Annotated in this window: 27 protein-coding genes, 1 tRNA gene and 2 pseudogenes; 19 read left to right on the plus strand and 11 right to left on the minus strand. The window is 34.7% G+C overall.

The window, feature by feature from the left end:
• Positions 1-200: 200 nt before the first annotated feature.
• From rplU to ruvC, 8 genes are all read left to right on the plus strand, one after another.
• The gene (gene rplU, locus OPR39_RS02935) at positions 201-503 is read left to right on the plus strand and encodes a 50S ribosomal protein L21 (protein ID WP_265039030.1); all 303 of its coding nucleotides are present in this window, start codon (positions 201-203) and stop codon (positions 501-503) included.
• Between the two features lie 10 nt (positions 504-513).
• A complete protein-coding gene (gene rpmA / locus OPR39_RS02940) occupies positions 514-783 on the plus strand; it encodes a 50S ribosomal protein L27 (RefSeq protein WP_265039033.1) in 270 nt (89 codons plus the stop codon).
• 9 nt (positions 784-792) lie between these two features.
• A tRNA-Ile gene (locus tag OPR39_RS02945) sits at positions 793-869 on the plus strand.
• Between the two features lie 57 nt (positions 870-926).
• The gene (metK, locus tag OPR39_RS02950) at positions 927-2,099 is read left to right on the plus strand and encodes a methionine adenosyltransferase (protein WP_174516991.1); all 1,173 of its coding nucleotides are present in this window, start codon (positions 927-929) and stop codon (positions 2,097-2,099) included.
• 125 nt (positions 2,100-2,224) lie between these two features.
• Entirely contained in the window at positions 2,225-2,908 is a 684-nt protein-coding gene (locus OPR39_RS02955; protein WP_038249063.1) for a TenA family protein, read from the plus strand.
• A 44-nt stretch (positions 2,909-2,952) separates the two neighbouring features.
• Positions 2,953-3,612, plus strand: coding sequence for a TenA family protein (locus OPR39_RS02960; RefSeq protein WP_174516992.1), 660 nt, complete (start codon positions 2,953-2,955; stop codon positions 3,610-3,612).
• Between the two features lie 47 nt (positions 3,613-3,659).
• Complete coding sequence (locus OPR39_RS02965) at positions 3,660-4,487, plus strand: cytochrome c oxidase subunit 3 (RefSeq protein WP_006279354.1); 828 nt, start codon at positions 3,660-3,662, stop codon at positions 4,485-4,487.
• Complete coding sequence (gene ruvC, locus OPR39_RS02970; RefSeq protein WP_015588791.1) at positions 4,488-4,976, plus strand: crossover junction endodeoxyribonuclease RuvC; 489 nt, start codon at positions 4,488-4,490, stop codon at positions 4,974-4,976.
• Positions 4,977-5,020: 44 nt separating this feature from the next.
• Here the strand turns inward: ruvC and ruvX are convergent, their stop codons facing one another.
• The 4 genes and pseudogenes from ruvX to purE form a co-directional block, all read right to left on the minus strand.
• Positions 5,021-5,488, minus strand: a complete 468-nt coding sequence (gene ruvX, locus OPR39_RS02975; RefSeq protein ID WP_010082183.1) for a Holliday junction resolvase RuvX — start codon at positions 5,486-5,488, stop codon at positions 5,021-5,023.
• A 274-nt stretch (positions 5,489-5,762) separates the two neighbouring features.
• The gene (locus tag OPR39_RS02980) at positions 5,763-5,972 is read right to left on the minus strand and encodes a hypothetical protein (RefSeq protein WP_265039036.1); all 210 of its coding nucleotides are present in this window, start codon (positions 5,970-5,972) and stop codon (positions 5,763-5,765) included.
• 983 nt (positions 5,973-6,955) lie between these two features.
• Positions 6,956-8,772, minus strand: a pseudogene (gene mutL / locus OPR39_RS02985) (DNA mismatch repair endonuclease MutL).
• A 7-nt stretch (positions 8,773-8,779) separates the two neighbouring features.
• Positions 8,780-9,271 carry a 5-(carboxyamino)imidazole ribonucleotide mutase gene (gene purE, locus OPR39_RS02990; RefSeq protein WP_015589499.1) on the minus strand — a complete coding sequence of 164 codons (492 nt, stop codon included), beginning with the start codon at positions 9,269-9,271 and terminating at the stop codon, positions 8,780-8,782.
• A gap of 436 nt (positions 9,272-9,707) precedes the next feature.
• Between purE and OPR39_RS02995 the strand changes: the two genes are divergently transcribed.
• The 9 genes from OPR39_RS02995 to OPR39_RS03035 all read left to right on the plus strand — a co-directional run bounded on the left by OPR39_RS02995 (position 9,708) and on the right by OPR39_RS03035 (position 15,501).
• A complete protein-coding gene (locus tag OPR39_RS02995; RefSeq protein WP_012673420.1) occupies positions 9,708-10,004 on the plus strand; it encodes a helix-turn-helix domain-containing protein in 297 nt (98 codons plus the stop codon).
• 60 nt (positions 10,005-10,064) lie between these two features.
• Positions 10,065-10,472: a DNA-directed RNA polymerase subunit omega gene (gene rpoZ / locus OPR39_RS03000; RefSeq protein ID WP_007548528.1), complete on the plus strand. Its 408-nt coding sequence runs from the start codon at positions 10,065-10,067 to the stop codon at positions 10,470-10,472.
• A gap of 28 nt (positions 10,473-10,500) precedes the next feature.
• The gene (locus OPR39_RS03005; RefSeq protein WP_007548527.1) at positions 10,501-10,746 is read left to right on the plus strand and encodes a monovalent cation/H+ antiporter complex subunit F; all 246 of its coding nucleotides are present in this window, start codon (positions 10,501-10,503) and stop codon (positions 10,744-10,746) included.
• A gap of 6 nt (positions 10,747-10,752) precedes the next feature.
• A complete protein-coding gene (mnhG, locus tag OPR39_RS03010; protein ID WP_006279703.1) occupies positions 10,753-11,040 on the plus strand; it encodes a monovalent cation/H(+) antiporter subunit G in 288 nt (95 codons plus the stop codon).
• A 1-nt stretch (position 11,041) separates the two neighbouring features.
• Positions 11,042-11,569, plus strand: coding sequence for a DUF4040 domain-containing protein (locus OPR39_RS03015; protein ID WP_015589497.1), 528 nt, complete (start codon positions 11,042-11,044; stop codon positions 11,567-11,569).
• Positions 11,562-11,981, plus strand: coding sequence for a Na(+)/H(+) antiporter subunit B (locus OPR39_RS03020; protein ID WP_006279705.1), 420 nt, complete (start codon positions 11,562-11,564; stop codon positions 11,979-11,981). The genes OPR39_RS03015 and OPR39_RS03020 overlap by 8 nt, the downstream gene beginning before the upstream one ends.
• Positions 11,978-12,289 (plus strand): cation:proton antiporter subunit C, encoded by a 312-nt coding sequence (locus OPR39_RS03025; protein ID WP_006279706.1) that lies wholly within the window; start codon positions 11,978-11,980, stop codon positions 12,287-12,289. The genes OPR39_RS03020 and OPR39_RS03025 overlap by 4 nt, the downstream gene beginning before the upstream one ends.
• 138 nt (positions 12,290-12,427) lie before the next feature.
• Positions 12,428-14,380: an RNA polymerase sigma factor RpoD gene (gene rpoD / locus OPR39_RS03030; RefSeq protein WP_265039037.1), complete on the plus strand. Its 1,953-nt coding sequence runs from the start codon at positions 12,428-12,430 to the stop codon at positions 14,378-14,380.
• A 140-nt stretch (positions 14,381-14,520) separates the two neighbouring features.
• A complete protein-coding gene (locus OPR39_RS03035; protein WP_265039039.1) occupies positions 14,521-15,501 on the plus strand; it encodes an SGNH/GDSL hydrolase family protein in 981 nt (326 codons plus the stop codon).
• 181 nt (positions 15,502-15,682) lie between these two features.
• Here the strand turns inward: OPR39_RS03035 and OPR39_RS07445 are convergent.
• The 3 genes and pseudogenes from OPR39_RS07445 to carB all read right to left on the minus strand — a co-directional run.
• A pseudogene (locus OPR39_RS07445) lies at positions 15,683-16,271 on the minus strand (IS110 family transposase); the annotation flags it as partial.
• Positions 16,268-16,483: a hypothetical protein gene (locus OPR39_RS03050; RefSeq protein ID WP_006279709.1), complete on the minus strand. Its 216-nt coding sequence runs from the start codon at positions 16,481-16,483 to the stop codon at positions 16,268-16,270. The gene OPR39_RS03050 and the pseudogene OPR39_RS07445, both read right to left, overlap by 4 nt.
• A gap of 164 nt (positions 16,484-16,647) precedes the next feature.
• The gene (gene carB / locus OPR39_RS03055; protein WP_265039041.1) at positions 16,648-20,103 is read right to left on the minus strand and encodes a carbamoyl-phosphate synthase large subunit; all 3,456 of its coding nucleotides are present in this window, start codon (positions 20,101-20,103) and stop codon (positions 16,648-16,650) included.
• A 138-nt stretch (positions 20,104-20,241) separates the two neighbouring features.
• On the opposite strand from carB, the gene OPR39_RS03060 reads away from it, so the two are divergent.
• Positions 20,242-20,415 (plus strand): hypothetical protein, encoded by a 174-nt coding sequence (locus OPR39_RS03060; RefSeq protein WP_167471214.1) that lies wholly within the window; start codon positions 20,242-20,244, stop codon positions 20,413-20,415.
• A gap of 132 nt (positions 20,416-20,547) precedes the next feature.
• On the opposite strand, the gene OPR39_RS03065 is transcribed toward OPR39_RS03060, so the two are convergent.
• Complete coding sequence (locus OPR39_RS03065) at positions 20,548-21,303, minus strand: SDR family oxidoreductase (protein WP_174516753.1); 756 nt, start codon at positions 21,301-21,303, stop codon at positions 20,548-20,550.
• Complete coding sequence (locus OPR39_RS03070) at positions 21,290-22,105, minus strand: YihY/virulence factor BrkB family protein (protein ID WP_015589493.1); 816 nt, start codon at positions 22,103-22,105, stop codon at positions 21,290-21,292. Before OPR39_RS03070 ends, OPR39_RS03065 begins: the two co-directional genes overlap by 14 nt.
• A gap of 134 nt (positions 22,106-22,239) precedes the next feature.
• On the opposite strand from OPR39_RS03070, the gene OPR39_RS03075 reads away from it, so the two are divergent.
• A complete protein-coding gene (locus OPR39_RS03075; RefSeq protein WP_265039043.1) occupies positions 22,240-22,560 on the plus strand; it encodes a TrbC/VirB2 family protein in 321 nt (106 codons plus the stop codon).
• Between the two features lie 546 nt (positions 22,561-23,106).
• Here OPR39_RS03075 and OPR39_RS03080 read toward each other — a convergent pair.
• The gene (locus OPR39_RS03080) at positions 23,107-23,349 is read right to left on the minus strand and encodes a hypothetical protein (RefSeq protein ID WP_265039045.1); all 243 of its coding nucleotides are present in this window, start codon (positions 23,347-23,349) and stop codon (positions 23,107-23,109) included.
• The gene (gene mnmA, locus OPR39_RS03085; RefSeq protein WP_015589473.1) at positions 23,340-24,443 is read right to left on the minus strand and encodes a tRNA 2-thiouridine(34) synthase MnmA; all 1,104 of its coding nucleotides are present in this window, start codon (positions 24,441-24,443) and stop codon (positions 23,340-23,342) included. The genes OPR39_RS03080 and mnmA overlap by 10 nt, the downstream gene beginning before the upstream one ends.
• Positions 24,444-24,466: the final 23 nt, after the last annotated feature.

The following is a 24,466-nucleotide window of genomic DNA, read 5'->3' on the forward strand; positions in this document are numbered from 1 at the left end:
GAGCTATAATAACTATTTGCCTTTTTTCTGCTTAGGTTATGCAAGAAGTCTACTGTCTGAGAAAAAGTAGATAAAGGGTGAAGAAAGATAGAAGTGTTTAGATAGCTTAAAAAGAACGTTAAGTCATGCTTTTTATTTATATTGACAGCGTATATGACATCGTTTACGATTAAAGTTAATAACAATAATTTATATTTATCATGTTTGCAGTAATTGAGACTGGTGGAAAGCAATATTTAGTAAAAGAAGGTAGTATAATAAAGGTAGAGAAGTTAGAAGCTGAAGAAAAAAAAGAGGTGGAAATCAATAAGGTGATTTGTATTTCAAATAATGGCTTATCTTATTCATCTAATGCTACTGTTAAAGCTGAAGTGTTGCAGCAGTGCAGGGGGGAAAAAATTATAATCTTTAAGAAGAAAAGAAGAAAAAATTACCGTAGGAAAACTGGTCATAGGAAGTATATAACTGTTCTTCGTATAAATGAAATTAGTCTTCAAAAGTAAGAGGTAAGATATGGCAACTAAAAAATCAGGTGGTAGTTCCTGTAATGGTAGAGATTCAGCGGGTCGTAGGTTAGGAATAAAGAAGAATGGGAAGGTTATTCCTGGTAACATAATTGTGCGCCAAAGAGGCACAAAATTCCATCCTGGGAAGAATGTTGGTATAGGTAAAGATCATACGATTTTTGCTAAAATAGAAGGCTGGGTCAGCTTTAGAAGGTCAGCAAATAAAAGGACTTTTATTGATATCGTGCCTACAGATAATATGAAAGCTTCAGCTTGAATAAATCATGGGTCTGTAGCTCAGGTGGTTAGAGCGCACGCCTGATAAGCGTGAGGTCGGAGGTTCAACTCTTCCCAGACCCACCATTTAGTAGTTACTAACTGTGTTTTCTATAGCGGTTTTGATATTGTATAAGCAAAAACATGAGTTTATATAAAAATTTAGTAACCAGTGAATCAGTGGCGGCTGGTCATCCAGATAAAGTAGCAGATCAAATTTCAGATGCAATACTTGATGAGTACCTTTTTACTGATCCTTTTGCGCGAGCTGCAATAGAGACTTTAGTCACCAAAGATAACGTTATTATAGCTGGGGAAGTGTTTGGGCCTAACATCAAAAATAGCAGGATTGAAAGTATTGTACGGAATACAATAAAAGATATTGGTTACAAGCACGATGGGTTCCACTGGAGAAAAGTGAAAGTAAATATATTGCTGCATGAGCAATCAAATGACATTGCAATAGGGGTGGATCAAGGTGCTGGAGATCAGGGCATAATGTATGGCTATGCAACAACAGAGACAGAAAACCTTATGCCGGCACCCATTTTTTATGCACACTCGATTCTGAAAAATATCATGAGCGCAGTTAAAGAAGCAAAACTTGGTCCAGATGCAAAGTCACAAATCACTTTGGCATATGAGAATAACCTCCCGGTACGTGCTGAAAGTATTATTGTCTCGATACAGCACCCTGAGAATTTGGATCAATCAAAAGTAAAAGAAATAATTTACCCTTACATAGTTTCATCTTTACCTGAAGGATGGATGTGTCCTGAGGAAAATCTCTTAGTCAATCCAACTGGTAGATTTGTTATTGGTGGGCCAGTTGGTGATTGTGGATTAACCGGACGAAAAATTATGGTTGATACTTATGGGGGTTATATTCCACACGGTGGAGGGGCATTTTCCGGAAAAGATGCAACTAAAGTTGATAGATCTGCAGCTTATATGGCAAGATACCTTGCTAAAAATATTGTCTTTGCAGGTTTGGCTGAACGTTGTCTTGTGCAGCTTTCTTATGCAATTGGTGTATCAAAACCTACTTCATTCTATATTGATACATTTGGTGCGAATAAGGTAGAGGAAAGAGTAATTAAAAAGTTTATCGAGAATAATATAGATTTATCAACAAAAGGCATAATCAAGCATTTATCGCTTAATTGCCCTATATATAAACGTACAGCCTGTTATGGACATTTTGGTAAACAGTCGGAAAGGGACGGTGGATTTTCTTGGGAAAACATGGACTTATCTGCTGATCTTTGTAGAGAATTCAATATAGAAGGTAATAGTAAAATTTCTTTAGATTGCTAAAATTTTTGATTTACAGCCTCATATTTATATACTAGCTTATTGTTAAAGCATAGCACGCTTTTTCATAATAATTATACCATATTAGTAATAATTTTATATTCAATTTTTATTGTGAGGCTTATAAAGTGTATAACGAAATAGAAGGAGAACTGTACAACGTAATTGTAAAAGAGTTTTCTGATCTTATTGATAAAATAAAAGAACACCCTTTTAATGTTGAATTGATAAATAATACATTAGATTATGAAAAATTCAAATTCTACCTTCAGCAGGATTTTCTGTATTGTATAGATTGCGCTCGTGCTTTTTTAATTGTTGCAGCTAGAGTTGATGATATTGAAATGATGAGTAGTTTAATCAATTTGGCACAAGGAGCATTTTATGTTCGAGAACAGTATAAAAAATATTTTGAAGATTGTGATCTATCTGATGATCACAAAAAGTCAAGAGCTTGTTCTGCCTTTACTGACTTTTTCATGAGTGCCGCATATCACAATTCTGTTAATGAAGCTTTAGTAGCATCTTATTCTTGCTTTAACATATACCAAATCGTTATACGCCATATGGTAAATGAGATAACAACTAAAGGGGTTAAAAATAACAAATACAAAGAGTGGATCAACATTTATAGTAGCGAAACAGTAAATGCTGTAATTGATGAGGTTACTGATATTACAAATAAGCTATATAAAAAAGCTAGTGACTGTGAAAAAAAGAGGATGTATGAGTTTTTTAAGAAAGGGCTGGAATTAGAAATAATGTTTTGGGATGAGGCATATTACTCTAATATATCTAGCAAAGAATATTAGCAGCGGATTATTTACGTTAACTTGATCTTTTATCGATAACTACAGTGTTCAGTGGCATAATTAGGAGCTGTTACGGGTCAAATCTTTTAAAGGATATAATTGAGCATCCTTTTAATGTTGAGTTAGCGAATAACACCCTAAATATAGAGAACTTCAAATTCTATGCTCAACAAAAGACGTTGTTCTTAGGTGATTATATTTGTACCACCTTAATTACTGCATCCAAAATGGAAGATTATAGTAGTATTATCTCGCTTGCTGAAGTAGCCCAAAGAGTAGTGACTGTTAATAGAATGTTATATGACTACTACTTTACTATGTACGGTATAAGTCGCGAAAAGAAATCTCTTGAGTGTTTTAATTTCACTAATTTTCTTTTATCCATCTCGCATAGTAATACCTATGAGGCTATGACGGTTTTGTATTCTTGCATGTTTATATACGAGACTGTCGTTGATAGCATGAAAAATAGATTCAAGAAAAATAATAGATATAGGGATTGGTTTAATTTTTGTTACAGTGATTCAGTAAAGTCTGGATGCATTATTTTGGAAAATATTGTTGATGGATATTGCAGCAGAGCAAGAGAAAACGAAAAGAGCAGAATGCTTGAGTTATTTAGAATAACTGCACAATTTGTGTTAGATTTTTTGAACGGTGCATATAATTTTTCAAGATTCAATCAATTTCCTAAGGAACATTGACAATTTTAAGCTAATTTGTATCCTTAATAAGTATTTTTTAAAATGCTATGAAAAGTAAAGAACATGATTTTCATTTAGTGGATCCAAGCCCTTGGCCAATTGCTGTATCAGCAGCAATTCTTATTCTTGCACTTGGATTAGTTGGCGCGCTTCATAAACAAATTGTCGGAATGTTTTGTTTAGTTTTGGGAATCTCCGCAGTATCAGGGGTGCTGTTTTATTGGTGGAGAGATGTAATAAGGGAGGCCATTTATGACAAATGTCACACTGCCATTGTAAAACATGGACTCAAATTTGCAATGTACTTGTTTATTCTCTCGGAGGTCGTATTTTTTATAGTGTTCTTTTGTTCATTCTTTAAAGCCTGGCTTGATCCAGTTTTTTTATTTGAGGCGTTTTCTCCTGCAAAAAAAGTTGAATGGCCCCCTGAGGGAATTTTGCCACCTGATCCGTGGTCACTACCATTCATGAATACATTAATATTATTGCTTTCTGGTACAACAATTACTTGGGCAAATCACTCTTTACTTAAAAATGATAAAAAGAGCATGATTAAAATGCTGTCCATAACTATATTGCTTGGAGTTTTTTTTATAATAGTGCAAGCAATAGAGTATCATGAAGCGAGTTTTTCTCTACAAGAAACAGGAGAAAAGCTTATTTATACATCCAATTTTTACATGATTACCGGTTTTCACTGCGCACACGTTATAATAGGAATAATATTTTTATCAGTGTGTTTATTTAGAGCACGGAAAGGCCAATTTACACTTCAGGACCATTTGTGCTTTGAGTTTGCCTCCTGGTATTGGCACTTTGTAGATGTAGTCTGGATATTTTTATTTTTGTTTGTCTATTGGTTAAGCGTTTATTAAGTGGTTAAAATAATAGGTCTAGATCCAGGAATAAGCAAGACTGGGTGGGCCATTATCAGCCTGAACGAAAAAAATAATATTGAATTTTTGGGCGGCGGTACCATATCAACTGATGGTAAATTGGGTACAGGTGAACGCCTACATACAATTTTTGAACAATTAAAGAAAGTAATTTCCCTATACTCTCCGAATGAAGCTGCGGTGGAGAAAATTTTTGTTAATAAAAATCCTAAATCTTCACTAACTTTAGGATATGCAAGAGGGGTTGTAATTTTAGCGTTAAAAATAACAAAGCTAACTATGAATGAATATGATGCAAACTATGTAAAAAAAAGCATTACCGGAAATGGCCATGCTGATAAGGATCAGATGATATTTATGGTGAAGCAAATAGTTAAAAATTTGAGTATAAAATGCCACCATGCTGCTGACGCTCTTGCTGTAGCAATTTGTCATGCTTATACGAAAGGTTCTTGTTTTGTTGAGTAACTTTTATATGGGATTCAGTTTGAAGATTTCCAGATCTGGAAAAACTATTTGATTGTATTTATCTTGTCTAACGTTCGTTGCAAAATAATACATGCGGAGATTTTATCATCTATTTTTTTCGATTTTGTGATTGATATTCCAGTAATTTTTAGTGTATGAGTTGCGATAGATGTTGAGAAGCTTTCGTCTTGTAAGTATATATTTACTTTATATTTTTTTATTATTTTATTTGCGAATTGGATTATAGTTTTACACCATTTAGTTTCTTGCTCGTCCATTTTTAATGGTAGTCCTATTACCATTGATCCAGATTCATTTTCTTTGAATATTCTATGCAGATAACCTAAATCTTTGCTCATATTTTTTCTGTGATATATGCTATGAGCTGTGGCTATGAGCTGTGTTTTATCGCTAAATGCTATGCCTATTTGCTTTTCTCCCATGTCAAGGCACATTATGCGCTTATCTTTTGGAATAGACTTTAGAAACTCATCTGGATTTCTATGTAGCATCTATTAGACTTCCTTTAAAGTGACCTTACCAAAAAAGTGGAGAGAAAGTTAAGAAAATTTTTTACAAAAAGAATAATGAATCAAATTGCTCAGGAATGCAATAGACTTCTTGCATAACCCAAACTAAGTAGAAAAAAGGTATCATCTAAGTAGCTGACACTGGTTTCCATCCAAAAGGGCAGTGCCCCTATGATGTCATTCCAGTGCTTGACACTGGAATCCAGACTTTAATTGTTATACTTGTAAATAAGTCTGGTGAGAATAGACGTTCATCTCAAAATGCAGTATTTTTGTTGAAATAGCTCAACTGGATTCCAGCGTCTGGGCACTGGAATGACACCTTTGTGTTTGCATAGCTGTACGAACATTGTGATTTGAGAGCAATCTCCACAAGGGAGGATGTCATTCCAGTGCCCAGACACTGGAATCCAGGAAAAAGAATGGTGTCATCCAAGTAGCTGACACTGGGATGGCTTTGTTGCATCGCTACTTATGAAAGGCTAACTATAGTTAGGATTATAAGCAACTTATTGAAAATCTTGTTTTTTTTGCAATCAATCTGATCAAATTTAAGAATAGTAATTTGTTATTTATATTAATAAATTTAATTCTATTGAAAATAGCTAAAGCATTGAAATTCTTGAATTTTAGCCGGATTGGTAAATGGTAGTGAAATTTCTTTTACTCAAATTTAGGTATTCACTGACCGTTCTTGTTATAAATACCAGAATAATAAGCTACTGATATTCTCCACCTTTTTTTATCTTTAATCCATTATAGCTAGCGATGCAACAAAGCCCACTGGGATCCAGAAGACTTAATTTCAACCAAATAATAAAGGCTGGATCCCAGTGCTTGGCACTGGAATGACAGCAATCCTACGTCATACCGCAATTCATTCGCGGTATCTCTTAGCCGCTAACAAGCAGCGGGATGACGGTTGTCGTTTAGCTATAAATATTAAGAAATTTACCAAATAAAAAAAAGGCAAAAGAAGCCCCGTGGTTGGCTAATTACTTACATTATACTTTCAAGTATGGCGTTTTTTTTATTCTAAACGTTTAATAACCGCGATTCAGTTGCTTTTAAGCCGCAACTAATCTAAATTATAAACATTAAGAAATTTACTAAACAGAAAAAAAGGCAAAAGAAACCCTAGGGTAGCTAGTTATTCACTATCTATTTTTTAAGTTGGCGTTTTTTAATGTTTTAAATAGCGTATTTCAGCTTGTGTAGGTAAAAACCCAGAAATTTGATAAAGACATAGAGTGCACATAGTGCAAAAAATTAAACATGAGACGCCAGATACGTGAGTTTTTTTGTCATTTAATCTGTACAGAGAAGATAAATAAATAGCTTCAGTTTCATGATAAGGGGGCTGGCGAAGTTTGTCAAGTAAGTTTTTTTTGTTTAATCCGTTTCTATGAGCTACTTGGATGACGAGGTTACATATTTATGGCAACCTCATTACCTACGCTCAAAAAGTTTTTCAATATCACTGAGTTTCATTTCTATATAAGTTGGTCTTCCGTGGTTGCATTGCCCGGAATATGGGGTTTTTTCCATTTGTCTCAGCAGCTCATTCATTTCATCTAACCTCATTTTTCTACCCGCTCTAATTGATCCATGACAAGCGATAGTGGCCAATATTTTGTTCACTTTATCTTCTACTGGCAATGTATCTTCTATTTCCGTTAATCTATCAATTATGTTAATTAGCATCTCTTTCACATCTATTGCTCCCAAAATTGCAGGGATTTCTTTTACTATCACTTTATTCTCTGATTTGATTTCAATATCAAAACCCATTTCAAATAACTTATCTTTATAGATTTCAATCATCTCCATTCCGGCTTGATTTTTGATTTCAACCGTTTCAGGAAGAAGTAGTTTTTGTCTTTTTATACTTGATTTTTGTTTTAGGCATTCATATACTAATCTCTCGTGGGCTGCATGCTGATCGACTATAATCAATTTGTCCCTTACCTCTGCAATAATATAAGTATTATAGACCTGACAGCGTGCAAACCCGAGCGGGTGGCTCTCTATCAAATCAACTTGCTCTAACACCTTTTTTTCTAGAACCATAGTCTCCGCTTGTGATGGTAATTTCTGTATGCCGGTATAATCAAACGATTTTGACTGTTCTGATAAGCTTTTTACTCTTTCATTTGGAGAAGCAAATTCTTTTATTAGTTGATTTTCAAAAGGACTTGGCCTTCTTTCATTTTGAACATTAGGTTTATCAAAAGGATCTGGCAATGTTGAATCCATTTTCTGGTCATGCGCTAGAAAGGTGCCTATCCTTCTTGACAATGCTTTAATTAATCCTCTTGTCACTATCTCATATATGAGCTTCTTATTCTGAAACCTTACTTCTGACTTATTTGGATGCACATTTACATCTACTTGATCATAAGGTATCTCTAAATGTAACGCTGCGAAAGGATACCTATCGCTTGGAATAAAATCATGATATGCATACCTAACTGCGCCAATAAGTAGATTATCTTTGATTGGCCTTCCATTAACAAACGTATAGATCTGAGTTGACTTACCACGATTGACGGTCGGTTTACAGATGTGTCCCGTAAGTTTAATGCCGTCTTCTTCTTCATTAATCTCCAGAGAACTGCCCTGAAATTCTTCTTCTACTTCACACAATCTATGAAATAACGAAGTCTGCTTAGCGTATTTTAAGAGCTTTTTATTACCTGAATTGAAAGTAAACCCTATATGATAGTTAATCATTGCTAGGTTATTTACAATATCAACAATGCTTTGAGTTTCTGCTCTTTCGGTTTTTAGAAATTTTAGTCTATTTGGAGTGGCAAAAAATAAATCTCGTACTTCAATATGTGTACCTTGTGATAAAGAGTAAGGAGTTTGCTCCCCTATTTTCTCTCCACCCTCATAACTTATAGACCATGCTTCATTTGCTTCTCTTGCCTTAGACGATAATTTTATCCTACTTACTGCTGCTATTGAAGGCAGAGCTTCTCCTCTAAAGCCAAGATGCTTGATTCTATCAACTCATTGTCGCTCAATTTTGAAGTAGCATGGCGCATAAACGCAAGTTCTAAATCGTTTTTTTCTACTCCGTTACCATCATCTGTCACAATAATAAGGTTACGCCCACCACTTTCTATTTTGATCTCTATTTCTAAACTTCCAGCATCTATTGCATTTTCCACTAATTCCTTTACTACACTTGCTGGCCTTTCTATCACCTCCCCCGCTGCTATACGGTTTATGGTTTTTGTGTCTAAAAGAATTATTGCCATAGATTTATTATGAAACTGGTTTTTCTTTTACTTCTTTGGTCTGTTTCTCTCTCCACTTTTTTAACCTACCTGCAATTTCACTGTTGGAAATTGACAATATAGATACGGCAGTAATGGCAGCATTATATGCTCCATTTTCTCCTATAGACATGGTTGCAACTGGAACACCCTTTGGCATTTGAACTATAGAGAGTAGACTGTCCAGCCCATTTAATTGTTTACTATGCACAGGAACGCCGATAACTGGTAAACAAGTTAGTGACGCAACCATACCAGGTAAATGAGCTGCACCTCCTGCACCAGCTATAATAACCTTAAAACCTTCTTCTTGTGCAGATTTAGCAAAATTGAAGAGCCTTTCTGGTGTTCTATGTGCAGATATTATGAATATGTCATGTGAAACTTCTAATGCTTTTAACATATCGACGGTATGGACCATAGTAGTGTAATCTGACTCACTTCCCATAATAACAGCAATATCTTTTTTTATTTTTGTCATATTCAACACAATTTTACTTACTAACTAAATAATGTTCCAGCTAAAAAGCAACAAATATTTAAATTATATTATAAATATAATATATAGAATTCTCGTTAAAATAGAAATTTTAAAAATTTAAATAAATATTTATATTAAGATATAGAGATATAAACTTCTTATGTAAGATAAATTTATAAAATAATTATTTTTGTATTTCAAGCTTTGTAATCTTAGCTTGTTCTTTCTATAAATGGTTTTTTCAGATAGACTGATGGTAAAATGGTAATTTAAAATTACTAGAAATTTGATAAAAATATTAATATATAATCAACTTAAAGTTTTAAATATTGATATCATATAATTATTGACAAGTTACATGATATTAATATCTTGGTATATTAAATATTATGTTATAATATTTAATAAAGTTAATTGATATGTGAGTGTAAGAATTATGGAAATAATATCGTTAAATAACTTAGACAGTGCAGGAATAAAAACAAAGTTGCTTTATATAATAAATAAAATTGTAGAAAAAAATGCTTGGACTCAGGCTTTTGCAGCTGAGAAACTTGGTATTGATCAGCCAAAGGTATCACAAATTAAAAATGGTAAAATAGATGGTTTTTCTTTAGAGCGATTGTTAGGATTTCTAAAAAAACTTGATCATGAGATAACAATCACGATGACAGAAAGCCAAGAAATAAAATCTGAGGCAGAAAAAGTAAAACATGAAGTTGAATCGCAATAGATACAAAGTTGACAACTTGTTTTTTGTGATATAGTATAAAACTTATTAAGGTAGTATCTTATGGCTGAGTCTATTGTAGAAAAGTGTATAGAACGGGTAAGTAACCGTTTCAAATTGGTTCTGTTGGCAAGTCAAAGAACACATGATTTAAATACAGGGGCAAGTAATCCAATTCAAGCAGCTAAGTTTAAAGGTCATAAAAATACCATAGTTTCCTTACATGAAATAGCAGGAAAACAGGTGGATACTCATGAGCTGTTTAGCCTTTTGGTAGGTAGATGCAAGGAATACATGAAAGGAAATATGAATAATGTTTACAGCAGTAATACAAGTAAGCTAGCGAATTTATTAAATTTTTCTGATAACACAGACCTTGATGCAAGTCAAGAAAGCCAAGATTATGAAGTGGATGGTGAAATAGATGATGAAATAAATGATCAAGATGGCGATGAAGAAGTATCCGTTTAGAAATCTACTGAAGTTACATAGTCTTTAAATGATTTGCATTGCTATCTATACACTGTTGTTCTGTATGAGTGTAATGTTGTGTTGCATAGTGTCTAAGTCAAATGATGTGTACAATAAGGTTTTAGCGTTCAATAATTTCTCAACGCAAGTAGTTGTACTTATAACAGCAATATCAATCATTCTGAATAATTTTTTTTTAATTGATATAGCATTGTTGTATGCTAGCGTTAGCTTTATATCAACTATAGCACTAATGAGATTAATGTTGTTTTGATAATTTATGATAGGATCCATTTTCATATTTTTAGGTATTTGTTTGATAATTATTTCAAATATAGGGGTGATCAGATTTCCTGATTTCTATACTAGGTTACATGCAGCAGGTATTACAGATTCTAGCGGTGCAACGTTATTGTTAATTGGTTTTGCTTTGCAGAATGGATTTTCAATCAATACTGTTAAAATAGTATTATTAATTTTTATAATATGGGTAGCTAACTCAACTAATAGCTATATTTTAGCGCGCACTCATTATAAAGTTAAGAAAAAAACTGTTAAAGAAGGCTAAGGTGTTAGAAATATTAAATGTAGTGTTACTTTTGTTGTTACTAACAGTTACGGTTTTTATAGTTTTCTCGCGACATTTAGTCGTAAGTGCTGTTCTAATGTGTGTATTTAGTTCACTGATTGCGCTTATATACTTAATTATGAATGCACCTGATGTTGCAATTACTGAAGCTTCTGTTGGTGCGGGGCTCAGTACAGTTTTTACGTTTGCAGCACTCTCCTTGATAAAGAATCATAAAGTAAATCTATCTCATAACCCTATAACGCTTTTTTTTATGTTATTTCTGGCTGTATGTTTGTCATATTTTATGATTCAATTGCCAGATTTTGGCAGCCACAATGCTCCGATCCACTTGCATGTTGCTCCTTATTATGTGGAAAATACCGAAAAAGCTACCGGTATTCCTAATATAGTGACAGCTATTTTGGCAAGCTTTCGTGGTTATGACACGTTTGGAGAAACTATAGTAGTTTTTACTGCTGCGCTTTGTATAACGTTGATATTAAAAGAAGAAAAAGAAAATGATTAAAGATCCGATATTAAATGCAGTAACATTTTTGATGATACCTTTTATCATTTTATTTGGTTTATACATACAATTTCACGGTGATTACACTCCGGGTGGAGGTTTTCAAGCAGGAATAATTATTGCCTCCGGGATAATATTATATTCAATGCTATTTGGTGTATCTACAACTCTAAAAGCAATACCTTATTCTGTGATTAGATTGACTAACGTGTTAGGTATTTTAATTTATGGAGGAACGGGCGTTGCAACAACTTTACTTGGCCAAAATTTTTTATCTTATGATATCTTGTTAACCAATAATAGAACCGGTCAAAAATTAGGTATTTTTTTGGTGGAATTAGGTGTAGCATTTACTGTCTGCTCCTCTATGTTAATTATATATATAAATTTTGCTCGTAGGAAAAAACAATGACTTTATATAATTATACGATTATTATTGTATTAATGGTGCTAGGTTTATATATTATTATAAACGATAAAAATTTAATCAAGAAAATGATAGGGGTAAGCGTCTTCCAAGCATCTGTTTTGTTATTTTACATATCTCTAGGATATATAAAAAGTTCCTTGCCTCCTATATTGGTTTCAAATTTTTATTCATATAGCAATCCTATACCCCATGTTTTAATGCTTACTGCTATAGTGGTTGGAATTGCAACATTTTCAGTTGGATTATCCATAGCAGTAAAAATGGAAGAAAAGTATGGAACAATCGATTAAGACAAGTGTACATAAATTAACAGTATCTTAAACTATATGAAGTAACAAATAGCCACAAGTTAAAAGTAAAATTATAGACTTGCTCGTTGTAAGTTTGTTTGTTAATAAGAAATAAAATTATAAACTATAAAGGTAATGATGTCAACTATTAATGATGCAGAAGATAAGAAAAAAATTATCAAAGATCTGGTAACTAAGAGTATAAAAAAGGGTGGTTTTATCACCTTTGATGATATAAATGATAAATTATCAGATGAAAATTTTTCGTCTGACTTTATAGATGATGCTATATCTTTATTGCAGGATTCCGGAATTAATGTGCTTGAAAGTAGCGAAGATAAAGAAGATATTCCTTCCAACAGTGATGATAGTAAACTTGATGATGATGACACATCGCCAAATGTTACTGCAACTTTAGTACAAAATGATGATCCAGTGAGGATTTATTTACAAGACATGAGCTCCGTAAAGCTTTTATCAAGGGCAGATGAAATCGAGATAGCAAAAAAAATTGAATCTGAAAAGCATAACATGTTACGTGCAATAATTGAAACATCAGTAACATTAAAGGTGATAAAAGTATGGCGTGATGATTTAAGTAATGGAGCTCTCTTACTGAGAGAAATTATAGATCTGGATGCAATTTATAACTCTGATTTTAATGTGGTACCCAAAGAAGAAAGTGAAGAGAGTGAAGAAAGTGCTGAAGATGTTGAGGATTCTGAGGATGTTTCTGAAGATGCTGAGTACTGTAGTGATGATGAGAAAGATAGTAAAAAAAGTGATGATGAGAAAGACGGTAATAATGAAGATATAAGTTCAGTCAATTTAAATGTTTCTATTCTTGAAATGGAAAGTGACTTATTGCCAAAGGTCATAGTTGCATTGGATGAGATAATTACTTTAACAAATGAAGCGTTGATATTAAGAAAAAATTCTAAAAATTTCTCTAATGAGCTAGAAAATTTGTATAATCAAATATGGTCTATAGCATTACAAATTAAGTTAAGTGATGCTGCTGTTGCCAGAATTACACAAGAACTTTATAAGATAAATAGATCCATTACGCTTGAAGAGGCTAATCTTATTGCTGAGGCTAGAAAATACGATATCGATAGAGAAAGTTTCTATAAAGTTTATGATGACGTGCTTTTAAAGCACGAATTGAAAAAGATAAGTCTTTTAAAGATCAATGAAAATCAGTCCTCTTTTACAGGTGAATTAAAAAACAAATTTTTAAGGTTTATAGACGATAACTCTGAACATATAGCTAGTACCTTGAACGGTATTAAGCAGCATATACAGGAAGATAACGTACAAGAACTTAAGGAGCTAATCAAGAGAATACAAAAACACGAACGAGAAGTCTCTGAAGCAAAGCAAGAAATGATTAAGGCTAACTTAAGGCTAGTAGTTTCCATTGCTAAGAAGTATTCAAAAAGAGGCCTTGATCTGCTTGATTTGATACAAGAAGGCAATATTGGTCTTATGAAGGCCGTGGATAAGTTTGATTACAAACGTGGATATAAATTTTCAACTTATGGCACTTGGTGGGTAAGACAATCAATCACTAGAGCAATACCTGAGCAGTCTAAAGTAGTTAGAATACCAGTTCATATGGTGGAAATTATCAGTAAAATCAACAGAGCATTAAGAAAGATGACTCATGAGATGGGAAGAGAGCCGACGTTAGAGGAATTGAGTGTAGAACTGACAATGCCACTGGAAAGAATACGCAAAGTTATGAAAATAGCAAGGGATCCAGTAAGTCTTGAAGCTCCAACAGGAAAAGATGATAGTAGTACCTTTGGTGATTGTATAGAAGACAAGCGAGTCTCCAGGCCAGAGGATGCTGCAATACTTGCTGACTTGCGTGGCATTACAACCAATGTTCTTGCAACTTTAACACCAAAGGAAGAAAGAATTTTAAGAATGCGTTTTGGCCTTGGTAAAGATGGGAAGGAACATACCTTAGAAGAAGTAGGAAAAATTTTTAATGTAACACGTGAGAGAATTAGGCAAATAGAGGCAAAAGCACTGCGCAAGTTGAAACATCCAAGCCGTGCTAGAAAACTTAGAGGGTTCTTTTAAGTATACGTGTCAAGTTAAGAAGAAGCTGATTTTGCCCGGAAAAAGTGGAGAGCAAGTTAGGCCAAAGTTGTATAATTTCACCGCTATTTTTCTTTTTCTATGAATCTAATGAAACAACATGCTAATCTACGGTAAATATTATGACAAACAAAAATGACAATTCTAATTCAAAGTATAGAAATTTTTATGTTCTGGGTGATAGCTTATCCGATAATGGCGCAATCATTGGAATTTTAAATAATTTATCCTTTGCAAAAAGCGTAAAATTTGATGATCCTTTTTATCAAGGAAGATCTTTTAGCAATGGCCCTACTGCTGTTGAATATATAGCAAAATATTTAGATTTAGATGAATTTAAACCTGGGTGGAGTTATTCATTTTTTGGGAGATGCCACGAACAGCAAGGTCAGAATTACGCAGTTTCACATGCAACAGCATCTGAAATTTTTGACCCTATTTTTTCTTATTTCTTCAATAAATTTCGTTTAGCTAACCAGCTAGATGCGGCAATTAAACATCATCCAGATATAGGTAAAGAAGATTTATTTTGCATCATAATCGGCGGAAATGATGTTATGGTTGCCACTGCTTATGACGATACTAAAGCGGAAGAAGTGTTGGAACAAGCAGTGAGTGAAATATGTAATGCACTTAAGGTTCTAAATGAACATGGTGTTAAGCATGTAGTTGTTGCAAATGCACCTGAAGTTGGCTCAATACCAGCTTTTAATAGAGATGAAGAAGCAAGGGAACTAGCTACAAAGCTCACGGAGAGTTTCAATGCAAAACTGGCTAAAGGCTTAGATTATATGAAGAAAAGTACAAATCTTGAAATAAAAGCATTTGATCTTAACTCTAAAATGAGAAGTATGTTTAGCGAATACAAGAGCAAAGGTTTAAATTGTCAAGATGCATGCACATCGAACATTGCAGACCAAGTTGGGAGATTTAAAGAAAATATAAAAATACTCTTAAAGTTGATATTTAAAGGGGAACTTGACGTTCACTATAACCCTGGGTGTAGCAAAGAAACACTAAAGGATTATTTCTTTTTTGATTATTTCCATCCAACTGCGGAACTTCATCATGAAGTTGGTAATGAAGTGTATGAGTTGATTTGACACAGTTTTTTTGAACATATCCTTTTAAATAGTAACCAGACTGCATTCTGTGATTTTTAGCAAAACACGATCTTTCATTTGAGCTTTCTTCAATTTAAAATAAATACAGAAAATTGCTGCCTATAGCTAAACTGACTTAGATTTACCGACAATTTGAAAAACCGTCATCCCGCTACTATATAGTTATTGATATATATTTTCTTTTAAGCTCTTGGTTTTGATCGATAAATGTAATCATTTCATCTTCTAAAGTTTTAATTTGATTACGTAAAATTGCAAGAAGTTCCTCTATTTGTTTGATTATAGATGTATCAGTTACCTGTTGGATTTGGGTTTTTTGTATTTTTGCTATTTCTACAAGTTGGTTTCTACGAGATAATTTTTGTTTCAAGCAATCAATATTACCATTACTAACTGTTAAAGGAGTAACACGCATATCTGTATTATTAATATAACGTGAGATGATACTGCAGTCTATTTTATCAGTTTTTGTAGTAATACCAAGGCTTTTAGCATAGTCTCTCCCACCTTGGTTGAATGACGTACACTTCAAAACCATTGCTTAGTAAAGTATAGGCACATAATTTTTCGTATCCACCAGTTGCCTCAAGACCAATTTTGGTTACATTATGCAAACGTAAAAAGTCCAGCATTTCATCAATGGATTGTACATTGTTTTCAAATATTTTATAATGCTCAAGTGGGTGAATGTGGAGATCTAATTTACTTTTGCTAACATCAATGCCAGCAATAATGTTTGATGAATTCATAATTCCTCCGTAATAATAACATATACTGCATTTTCCAGCCTTATATACGAGCCTAAAAGCTCAATCAGTTGTTCGGAACTTTCAGTATAATAAACCAGAGAAGAGAACCTTGCTGAACAACGATTCTTATAATCAAGGGGCGTGACGGTTCCTCTTCTCTGTGTGTCTTTAATATCACTACTTTGATATTTATAAAGACTTGTTCTTAACATATAAGGGAAGTGTCCTCTAGGTAAGATTGTGGAGTATTCGTTGTAGCATTTGGCTGTTCAATTACGCTAGTTGATTCTTTAGGTATACTATTTCCTTCAAAATTTCCATCTTTTTATTATGTTCTCTTTAGCATTTTGAGAGTGAATTATTCTAGTTTTGATATTTAACCGTTTTGTATCTGCTGTAATGATTTCACTTCCAATTTGCTATTCTTTACATATTGAATTGCAAGCACTAACGCTTTACTCCCAGAAGCTGTGGTACTGTAAGCTATATTTTGCAAAATAGCAGTTCTCCTGATATCTTTGCTATCTGAAACTGATTTCACACCTTTTGAGGTATTGATCACTAGATTTATTTTTCCATCTTTGAGCATATCAACTATGTGGGGTCTGCCTTCTCTTACTTTATTTACAGCTTGTGCAGCAATGCCGTTATTGTTCAGATACGAAGCTGTGCCTTTGGTGGCATATATTTCAAAACTCAGTTCTTTCAACATTCGTACAACAGGCAATATATACTCTTTATCATCATCTTTTACTGAAACCAGAGCTGCTCCTTCTGTTGGTAACTTGTATCCTGCAGCCATGTGCACTTTTGCAAGTGCAGCTTCGAAAGATGAGTCGATTCCCATCACTTCTCCTGTTGATTTCATTTCAGGACCAAGTAAAGTATCCACTCCTGCAAAGCGGGTAAATGGAAAAACAGCAGCTTTAACTGCAAAATGATTGAAAGGCTTGTTTTCCTGATTCAATTTTTTACCCAAAATAACCTGAGTGGCAAGCTTTGCAATAGGAATATTGATTACCTTGGAAATAAAAGGAACTGTGCGACTAGCCCTTAAATTCACTTCAAGTATGTATACATCACTAGACCTCTTGCATAACTCGATTTCTGAAGGCAATTTTGTCGTCAAAGCTTGTCTGCGCTCCTCAAATACATTCGAGTATTCTGTGGTGCTCATCTGCACTTTTCCTAAAGATTTCTCATCACAAACAGGTTCTGCAAGAGGTCTATTCTCTTGAACAGCAAACTGAATGTTTATCAGACCTTTCACTTTTAATGCTAATGCTATTCTTTCAGTTTGTAGCTTAATCTCTTTTATTACTTCGTCACTCAATGTATTTGTCGGTATTGAGCATGTTGAATCGCCAGAGTGGATACCAGCTTCTTCAATGTGCTCCATGACCGCTGCAATGAAAACTTTTTCCCCATCACATACAGCATCAACGTCAACCTCAACTGCATTGACTAAAAATTTATCAAGAAGCAGCGATCCGTGTTCAAAAATTTTGGTTTGATTCAAGACATACTCTTTGAAGCTCTGAGTATCGTGTCTAATCGACATAGACTGACCGCCGAGGACATATGATGGCCTGACTACTAGTGGAAACCCCACCTTTTCTGCGTTGGTTAACGCTTCTTCTACTGAATGGCAGATAGAATTTTCAGGTTGTTTTAAATTAAGTTGCAAAGCAAGATTTTTAAATCTCATGCGATCTTCTGCAAGGTCAATAGAATCAAACGAAGTTCCCAGAATTTTGAAACCTCTCTCGTTAAGCACTTTGGCTAACTTTAAAGGTGTTTGACCGCCTATTTGAACTATTACACCAACCAGTGTGCCATTTTCTTGCTCTTTACTTAGTATTTCAAGCACATCCTCTGCAATGAGTGGTGCAAAATATAAACGATCAGCGGTATCGTAGTCAGTTGAGACAGTTTCGGGATTACAGTTGATCATTATTGTTTCATACCCCATTTCTTTGGCGGCAGAAGCTGCATGTACGCATGCATAATCAAACTCAATACCTTGACCAATGCGATTTGGACCACTTCCTAAAATGACAACCTTTTCTCGGTCAGAAATATTCGCCTCACATTCCGTTTTATTTTCAACATCACCCTCATAGCAGCCATACATATAAGCAGTGCTCGATTCAAATTCAGCTGCACAGGTGTCTACGCGTTTATAAACTTGTTTAATGCCAAATTTTTTTCTTATTTCTTCGATTTGTTTTACTCGATCTCCAGCGTGTAACGCTGGCTGGATCCCAGTGTCACGCGCTGGGATGACATTAGAGGGTACTGGAATGACAGAGGTAGGTCTATTACTTAACTTTGCTAATCTTGCATCTGAAAATCCCATTTTTTTCATCTCTAACATTTCATATGCAGTCTCAGGAAGGCCGTTTTCCTTGATTTTTTGTTCAGCCAAGATGATTTGCTGTATATTTTGCAGAAACCATAAGTCATATCCTGTAATCGAATTTATTTCTTCTATGCTAATTCCGTGGCGCATTGCGTCAGCAGCAATCAGTAATCTGTTTGGTAGCAATTTTGCTAATTGAGATTTTATGTGATCAATATCAATGTTCTCAGGAAATACTTCATCAAGTCCTGTAAAATCAGTTTCAAGTGAACGGAAAGCTTTCTGTAGTGACTCATTAAAAGTGCGGCCTATAGACATCACTTCTCCCACTGATTTCATGGAGGTTGATAATTCACAATTCTTCCCCTTAAATTTCTCAAACTCAAATCGAGGAATTTTAGTGACGATATAATCAATCACTGGTTCGAATGCTGCTGGTATTATTGGAGCGCAGTCGTTACGTATTTCATCGAGCGAATAGCCGATAGCAAGTTTGGTTACAACTTTTGCAATAGGATAGCCTGTTGCTTTCGAAGCAAGTGCAGAAGAGCGAGAAACCCTTGGATTCATTTCAATTACAACGAGGCTTCCATCTTCTTTAGGATTTACTGCAAACTGAACATTTGCACCGCCGGCACTAACATCAATTTCTCTCAGCACTGCTATAGATGCATTTCTCATTTGTTGATATTCAGCATCACGCAGAGTCAAAGCAGGAGCAACCGTAATACTATCTCCGGTGTGCACTCCCATCGGATCAACATTTTCTATCGAACAGACTATTATGCAGTTATCTTTACAATCGCGGATAACTTCCATTTCATACTCTTTCCAGCCGATAATTGATTCATCTATCTGAACTTCATTTATTGGCGAAATTTTGAGAGCACTTTCTGCGATATTGAAAAACTCCTCTTTATTATATGCTATGCCACTACCTGCACCACCAAGAGTGAATGATGAACGAATGATTGCTGGTAATCCAACGTAATCCAAAGCCTTTTTTATTTGTTCTTGATTTTTTATAATGATACTTTTGGGGTATTTCAGTCCTATTTTATCCATGGATTGGCGGAATAACTCTCTATCCTCTGCTTTTTTTATTGCTTCTCTATTTACCCCTATTAATTCTACGTTGTATTTGTCTAACACTCCATCATCTGCAAGTTTTATTGCACAATTGAGCGCTGTTTGCCCGCCCATTGTTGGCAATATTGCGTCTGGCCTCTCCTTAATTATAATTTTCTCTATGATTTCAGGCAGTACCGGCTCAATATACGTCGCATCAGAAAACTCAGGATCTGTCATTATAGTTGCGGGGTTGGAGTTAACCAAAATGACTTTATAACCTTCGCTTTTTAATACTTTACAGCTTTGCGTTCCGGAATAATCAAACTCGCATGCCTGACCTATAACTATTGGGCCTGCTCCTATTACTAATATAGATTCTATATCTGTGCGTTTCGGCATAATTACAATAACGGTCTCTATTCAAGTAATGTTACCAATCTTTCCTGTATATGTGAATTTTTATTAAACCTATTAGCTAATTACTTTTAGGCTTGACGCATAACTGTACGAACATTGCAATTTGCGTGGCAGATTCCAGTGCTTGACACACAGCTGTACAAACATTCATTTTTGAAGGTAAATTGCACAGCAAATGATGTCATTCAAGTAGCTGACACTGGTTCCTTTATGACGGCAGTGCCCAGAGGTGTCATCCCAGTCTGGGATCCAGAAAACTTAACTTTAAATAAGTGGCTGCATAATAAAGACTAGATTCCAGTGTCAAGCACTGGAATGACACCATAGAGGCACTGGGATGACATCCTTCCTAGTGGAGATTACTCTCAAATCACAATGTTCATACAGTTGTGGGCTTAACGGTATCTTTGCAGATACTATGGTAATTTATTCGGGAGATTTGCTAAGCGGTAAGATTTTTCCTGATATGCCGCAGTCTTCAGAAGCTAATTCCACAAATTTATCTGTTAGTTTATCAGGTGACACCAATTCAGATCCAGGAAATGCCTGCTCACTACCCACAGGTCCTTCCGTGTATACAGCATTTACACATAATTTTGTATGTTTTGTCTCAGATGCATATATCTGCACCATTATTTCTAGTGCAACTTTACTTGCAGCATACGGCATCCAATATGGATAAGAGGAAGGAGAAAGTGTCACTTCTGAGGTCATGAATATCGCTCTTCCAGCATTAGACTTTTTTAGCATTGGATCTAAGTTTTTTAGTAAGTACCAATTGGCAGTAAAATTTGTATTCATTACGTTCTGTAGCTCTTCAATCTCACAGTCATGAATGGGGTTCAGTTTGCCTAAAATTCCAGCACACACAACTAATATATCAAGTGCTCCAGATTCTGATAATTTCAGGCTTTCTATCATGTTTGTCAGTATCTTTACATTCTCAAAGTCTAAAAGATCAAGCTGAATTAGTTTCACAGAGCCTTCTTTAAATTCTTCAAGCTCTTCAATTTCATTATATAGTGGCTTGAGATTATCAAGAGATCTTGAAATCAGAATCACACATGCACCTTCTCTTATAAACCTTTTTGCAACAGCAGAGCCTATTCCACCTGAAGCTCCGGTGATTAAAGCTACTTTACCTTCTAACTTACCCATTTCTTTCTCCTTAGCGAGATCCATTGAAATATTTTAGCTGAAAATTGAATTTTGCTCCATATATAAAAATCAAACTTAGCATATAAAAAAATAGTAATGACACTACCACACCACCTAAACTTCCATATATCAAATCCAGTTGGTCAAAGGAAGCTTTTAAGTATTGCTTAAAAGCTGAAGCAGAAATCGTCCAAAGAATAACAGCTACACAAGATCCAGGAAATACGTCTGATAAATTTTGTTTTATGTTTGGTAACATAAAATATAGCCAAGAGACTACTGTGAAAAGTACAAATTCAATAAGTAAATACCTAGTATAACTTAGCACCTGATAGGAAAAATCAATTAGCATTGGTACTAGTGTAGAAAACACTATAGTTAGAGTTATAATAAGCGTGATTACTAAAAATTGTAATATACTTAGTACTCTTCTTAATATATAAGGCGGCGAAACCGGAACTTTATAGGCCTTATTGAGTATTGTTCTAAGCCCTTCAATTGTCGATGAAGCGGTCCAAACAGCACCTACAATTGCTAAAGTTAGTAAGCTTTGCGGCGGGCCTGATATTATCTCCCTAATACGCGGCATCAAAGATGATAAAATATCCTGTGGCATGTTATCAATGATAAATACCCAGCCAATGTTGTACTGGTCTAAAAAATTTGCGAATGTTGACGCCACAGCCATTAAAACGATGAGAAAAGGAAATATTGATAACAGAATTAAAAATGATAAATACCCTGCATGCTCCACTCCATCATTATGAATTGTGTCAATCAAAGCACGATAAAGGCAATAAACGATGCTGTAAAATTTCTGTAGCACTGTAATATAGACGAACCAAGAAAAGTATTCTAAATGAAATAAAGGATACTTTTAAGCAAAAATCCTCACCATTTACTTAAATTTAATCAAAGTGAAGGATAATCCAGCATTAAATAGAAATTATCGGAGGCGTAATGAAAAATTTTCTTCTACTTGTGGCTTTAATTCTCTCCTTTGCATTTGATGCAAATACTGCAAATACTTTTGTTGATACAAGTGATACAACATCATCGGTGATATGCAAGATAATAGGCTATACTCACGGCATAGGCGGACCGATGATCACAATAGTGATAATTGGTGCAGCTTTGCTTGCGATATTCGGCAGAATGCCATGGCCAGCGCTTTTTGCACTCGGTGCGTTCACTGCTGTGTTTTTTGGCGCTCCTGTAGTCGTTTCAAAAATAACACCAGGAGGTGTGATTTGTAAAGACGGTGCAGTAGCGGATAAGTAATAGAAATTATTGGAGGCACAAACGTAGTTTTCTTTACTTGAAAGTGGTCAAGCTGACCACTTTCAGTGTCTATGAATACCTAATAAATTCTCTTTCTGTAATCATATCAGTTAAAGTTTAGATTCCAGCGTCACGCGCTGGAATGACAAGGCTTATCGTCACGCCGCCGCATACCGTCATACCGCGATTCATTCGCGGTATCTCTTAGCCGCTAACAAGCAGCGAGATGACGGTTTTCGTTTAGCTATAAATATTAAGAAATTTACCAAATAAAAAAAAGGCAAAAGAAGCCCCGTGGTTGGCTAATTACTTACATTATACTTTCAAGTATGGCGTTTTTTTTATTCTAAACGTTTAATAACCGCGATTCAGTTGCTTTTAAGCCGCAACTAATCTAAATTATAAACATTAAGAAATTTACTAAACAGAAAAAAAGGCAAAAGAAACCCTAGGGTAGCTAGTTATTCACTATCTATTTTTTAAGTTGGCGTTTTTTAATGTTTTAAATAGCGTATTTCAGCTTATATAGGTAGAAACCTAGAAGTTTTATAAAGACATGAGGTGCACATAGTGCAAAAATTCAGCATGATTTACGCCAAATACATTAAGTTTTTTATCATTAATCCACTGCAGAGATTGCGAAGATAAATAAATAGCTTCAGTTTCATGATAAGGGGGCTGGCGAAGGGTGTCAAGTAAGTTTTTTGTTTCTATTCCCAATGTTATATGGTTATGCAAGAAGTCTATTGTATGTTTACACTCTGCATTAAAGCTTTTAGTTAAGAGCATATCCATCCACCGCCGATAACTTGCTCATCTTTATACGCTACACAGGCTTGACCTGGACTGATGCCAAAGTAATCGTCGTTTAAAATGACACAGGCTTTATTTTTTTCGTCAGTTGAATGTATTGTTGCTAAACTTCCCGCATGTGATGATCTCAGCTTCACAGTTACTTCCATACCTTCCTTTGGTTGTTCTAACCAATTTAACTCCTTGATCAATATTTTTTTTTGCATTAATACGTTGATCGGACCTACTATAACCTCATTATTTTCTGTATTAATTTTTATCACATAAAGAGGTTCATTGTGTGCGATACCCAAGCCCTTTCTTTGCCCCACTGTAAAATTTACTATGCCACTGTGCTCGCCTAGCACTTTTCCATTAACATCCACTATTTTACCTTTCTGTACAGATTGTGGAGCTAATTTAGCTATTGTTTTACTATAGCTTTCGGAAACAAAGCATATATCTTGACTGTCCGGCTTTTCAGAAATTTGTAAGCCAAAATACTTTGCTAATTTTCTTATATCACTTTTATAGAACCCACCTAGTGGAAATCGCAAAAGCTTCAATTGCTCTTGAGTTGTAGCAAACAAAAAATAACTTTGATCTTTACTTTTATCAATGCTTCTACACAACTTTACCTCACCATTTTTTTCTAACCTTCTCACGTAATGTCCTGTTACGAGCACATCCGCACCAAGATTTTTTGTAACTTGCAATAGATCACGAAATTTTACCGTTTGGTTACATCTCACGCATGGTATGGGAGTTTCCCCACGCATATAGGTACTCGCAAAATCCTCTATTACTTCCTTTTTGAATATTTCCTCATAGTTTAAAATATAGTGAGGAAAGCCAACACTTTCAGCCACACGCTTAGCGTCATAAATATCTTGTCCAGCGCAGCATGCGCCCTTTCTTGCACCATCGGTGCCATAGAGTTGAAGAGTTACACCTATCACCTGGTACCCAAAGTTATATAGCAGTGCTGCAGCAACGGAGCTATCAACTCCCCCGGACATTGCAACAACAGCCTTGGTCTGGTGCGGAGCTTTATCTTTTAGCAGAGGTTCAATTTCAAATTCTTTTAGCATAATCGCCTTAATTTATAAACACA

This window comes from Wolbachia endosymbiont (group A) of Yponomeuta plumbellus, from assembly GCF_947251575.1.
GTDB lineage: Bacteria > Pseudomonadota > Alphaproteobacteria > Rickettsiales > Anaplasmataceae > Wolbachia > Wolbachia pipientis.

Bases quoted from the DNA above. Each gene is read 5' to 3' on its own strand.
- ruvX (WP_010082183.1), bottom strand. From the start codon at position 5,488: ATGCTACATAGAAATCCAGATGAGTTTCTAAAGTCTATTCCAAAAGAT.
- mnmA (WP_015589473.1), bottom strand. From the start codon at position 24,443: ATGCTAAAAGAATTTGAAATTGAACCTCTGCTAAAAGATAAAGCTCCG.
- OPR39_RS03075 (WP_265039043.1), top strand. From the start codon at position 22,240: ATGAAAAATTTTCTTCTACTTGTGGCTTTAATTCTCTCCTTTGCATTT.
- OPR39_RS03035 (WP_265039039.1), top strand. From the start codon at position 14,521: ATGACAAACAAAAATGACAATTCTAATTCAAAGTATAGAAATTTTTAT.
- OPR39_RS03050 (WP_006279709.1), bottom strand. From the start codon at position 16,483: ATGTTAAGAACAAGTCTTTATAAATATCAAAGTAGTGATATTAAAGAC.
- carB (WP_265039041.1), bottom strand. From the start codon at position 20,103: ATGCCGAAACGCACAGATATAGAATCTATATTAGTAATAGGAGCAGGC.
- purE (WP_015589499.1), bottom strand. From the start codon at position 9,271: ATGACAAAAATAAAAAAAGATATTGCTGTTATTATGGGAAGTGAGTCA.
- OPR39_RS03005 (WP_007548527.1), top strand. From the start codon at position 10,501: ATGATTTGCATTGCTATCTATACACTGTTGTTCTGTATGAGTGTAATG.
- rplU (WP_265039030.1), top strand. From the start codon at position 201: ATGTTTGCAGTAATTGAGACTGGTGGAAAGCAATATTTAGTAAAAGAA.
- OPR39_RS03080 (WP_265039045.1), bottom strand. From the start codon at position 23,349: ATGCTCTTAACTAAAAGCTTTAATGCAGAGTGTAAACATACAATAGAC.
- OPR39_RS02995 (WP_012673420.1), top strand. From the start codon at position 9,708: ATGGAAATAATATCGTTAAATAACTTAGACAGTGCAGGAATAAAAACA.
- metK (WP_174516991.1), top strand. From the start codon at position 927: ATGAGTTTATATAAAAATTTAGTAACCAGTGAATCAGTGGCGGCTGGT.
- OPR39_RS02965 (WP_006279354.1), top strand. From the start codon at position 3,660: ATGAAAAGTAAAGAACATGATTTTCATTTAGTGGATCCAAGCCCTTGG.
- OPR39_RS03025 (WP_006279706.1), top strand. From the start codon at position 11,978: ATGACTTTATATAATTATACGATTATTATTGTATTAATGGTGCTAGGT.
- OPR39_RS03020 (WP_006279705.1), top strand. From the start codon at position 11,562: ATGATTAAAGATCCGATATTAAATGCAGTAACATTTTTGATGATACCT.
- OPR39_RS03065 (WP_174516753.1), bottom strand. From the start codon at position 21,303: ATGGATCTCGCTAAGGAGAAAGAAATGGGTAAGTTAGAAGGTAAAGTA.
- rpmA (WP_265039033.1), top strand. From the start codon at position 514: ATGGCAACTAAAAAATCAGGTGGTAGTTCCTGTAATGGTAGAGATTCA.
- rpoZ (WP_007548528.1), top strand. From the start codon at position 10,065: ATGGCTGAGTCTATTGTAGAAAAGTGTATAGAACGGGTAAGTAACCGT.
- rpoD (WP_265039037.1), top strand. From the start codon at position 12,428: ATGTCAACTATTAATGATGCAGAAGATAAGAAAAAAATTATCAAAGAT.
- mnhG (WP_006279703.1), top strand. From the start codon at position 10,753: ATGATAGGATCCATTTTCATATTTTTAGGTATTTGTTTGATAATTATT.
- OPR39_RS02980 (WP_265039036.1), bottom strand. From the start codon at position 5,972: ATGCAACAAAGCCATCCCAGTGTCAGCTACTTGGATGACACCATTCTT.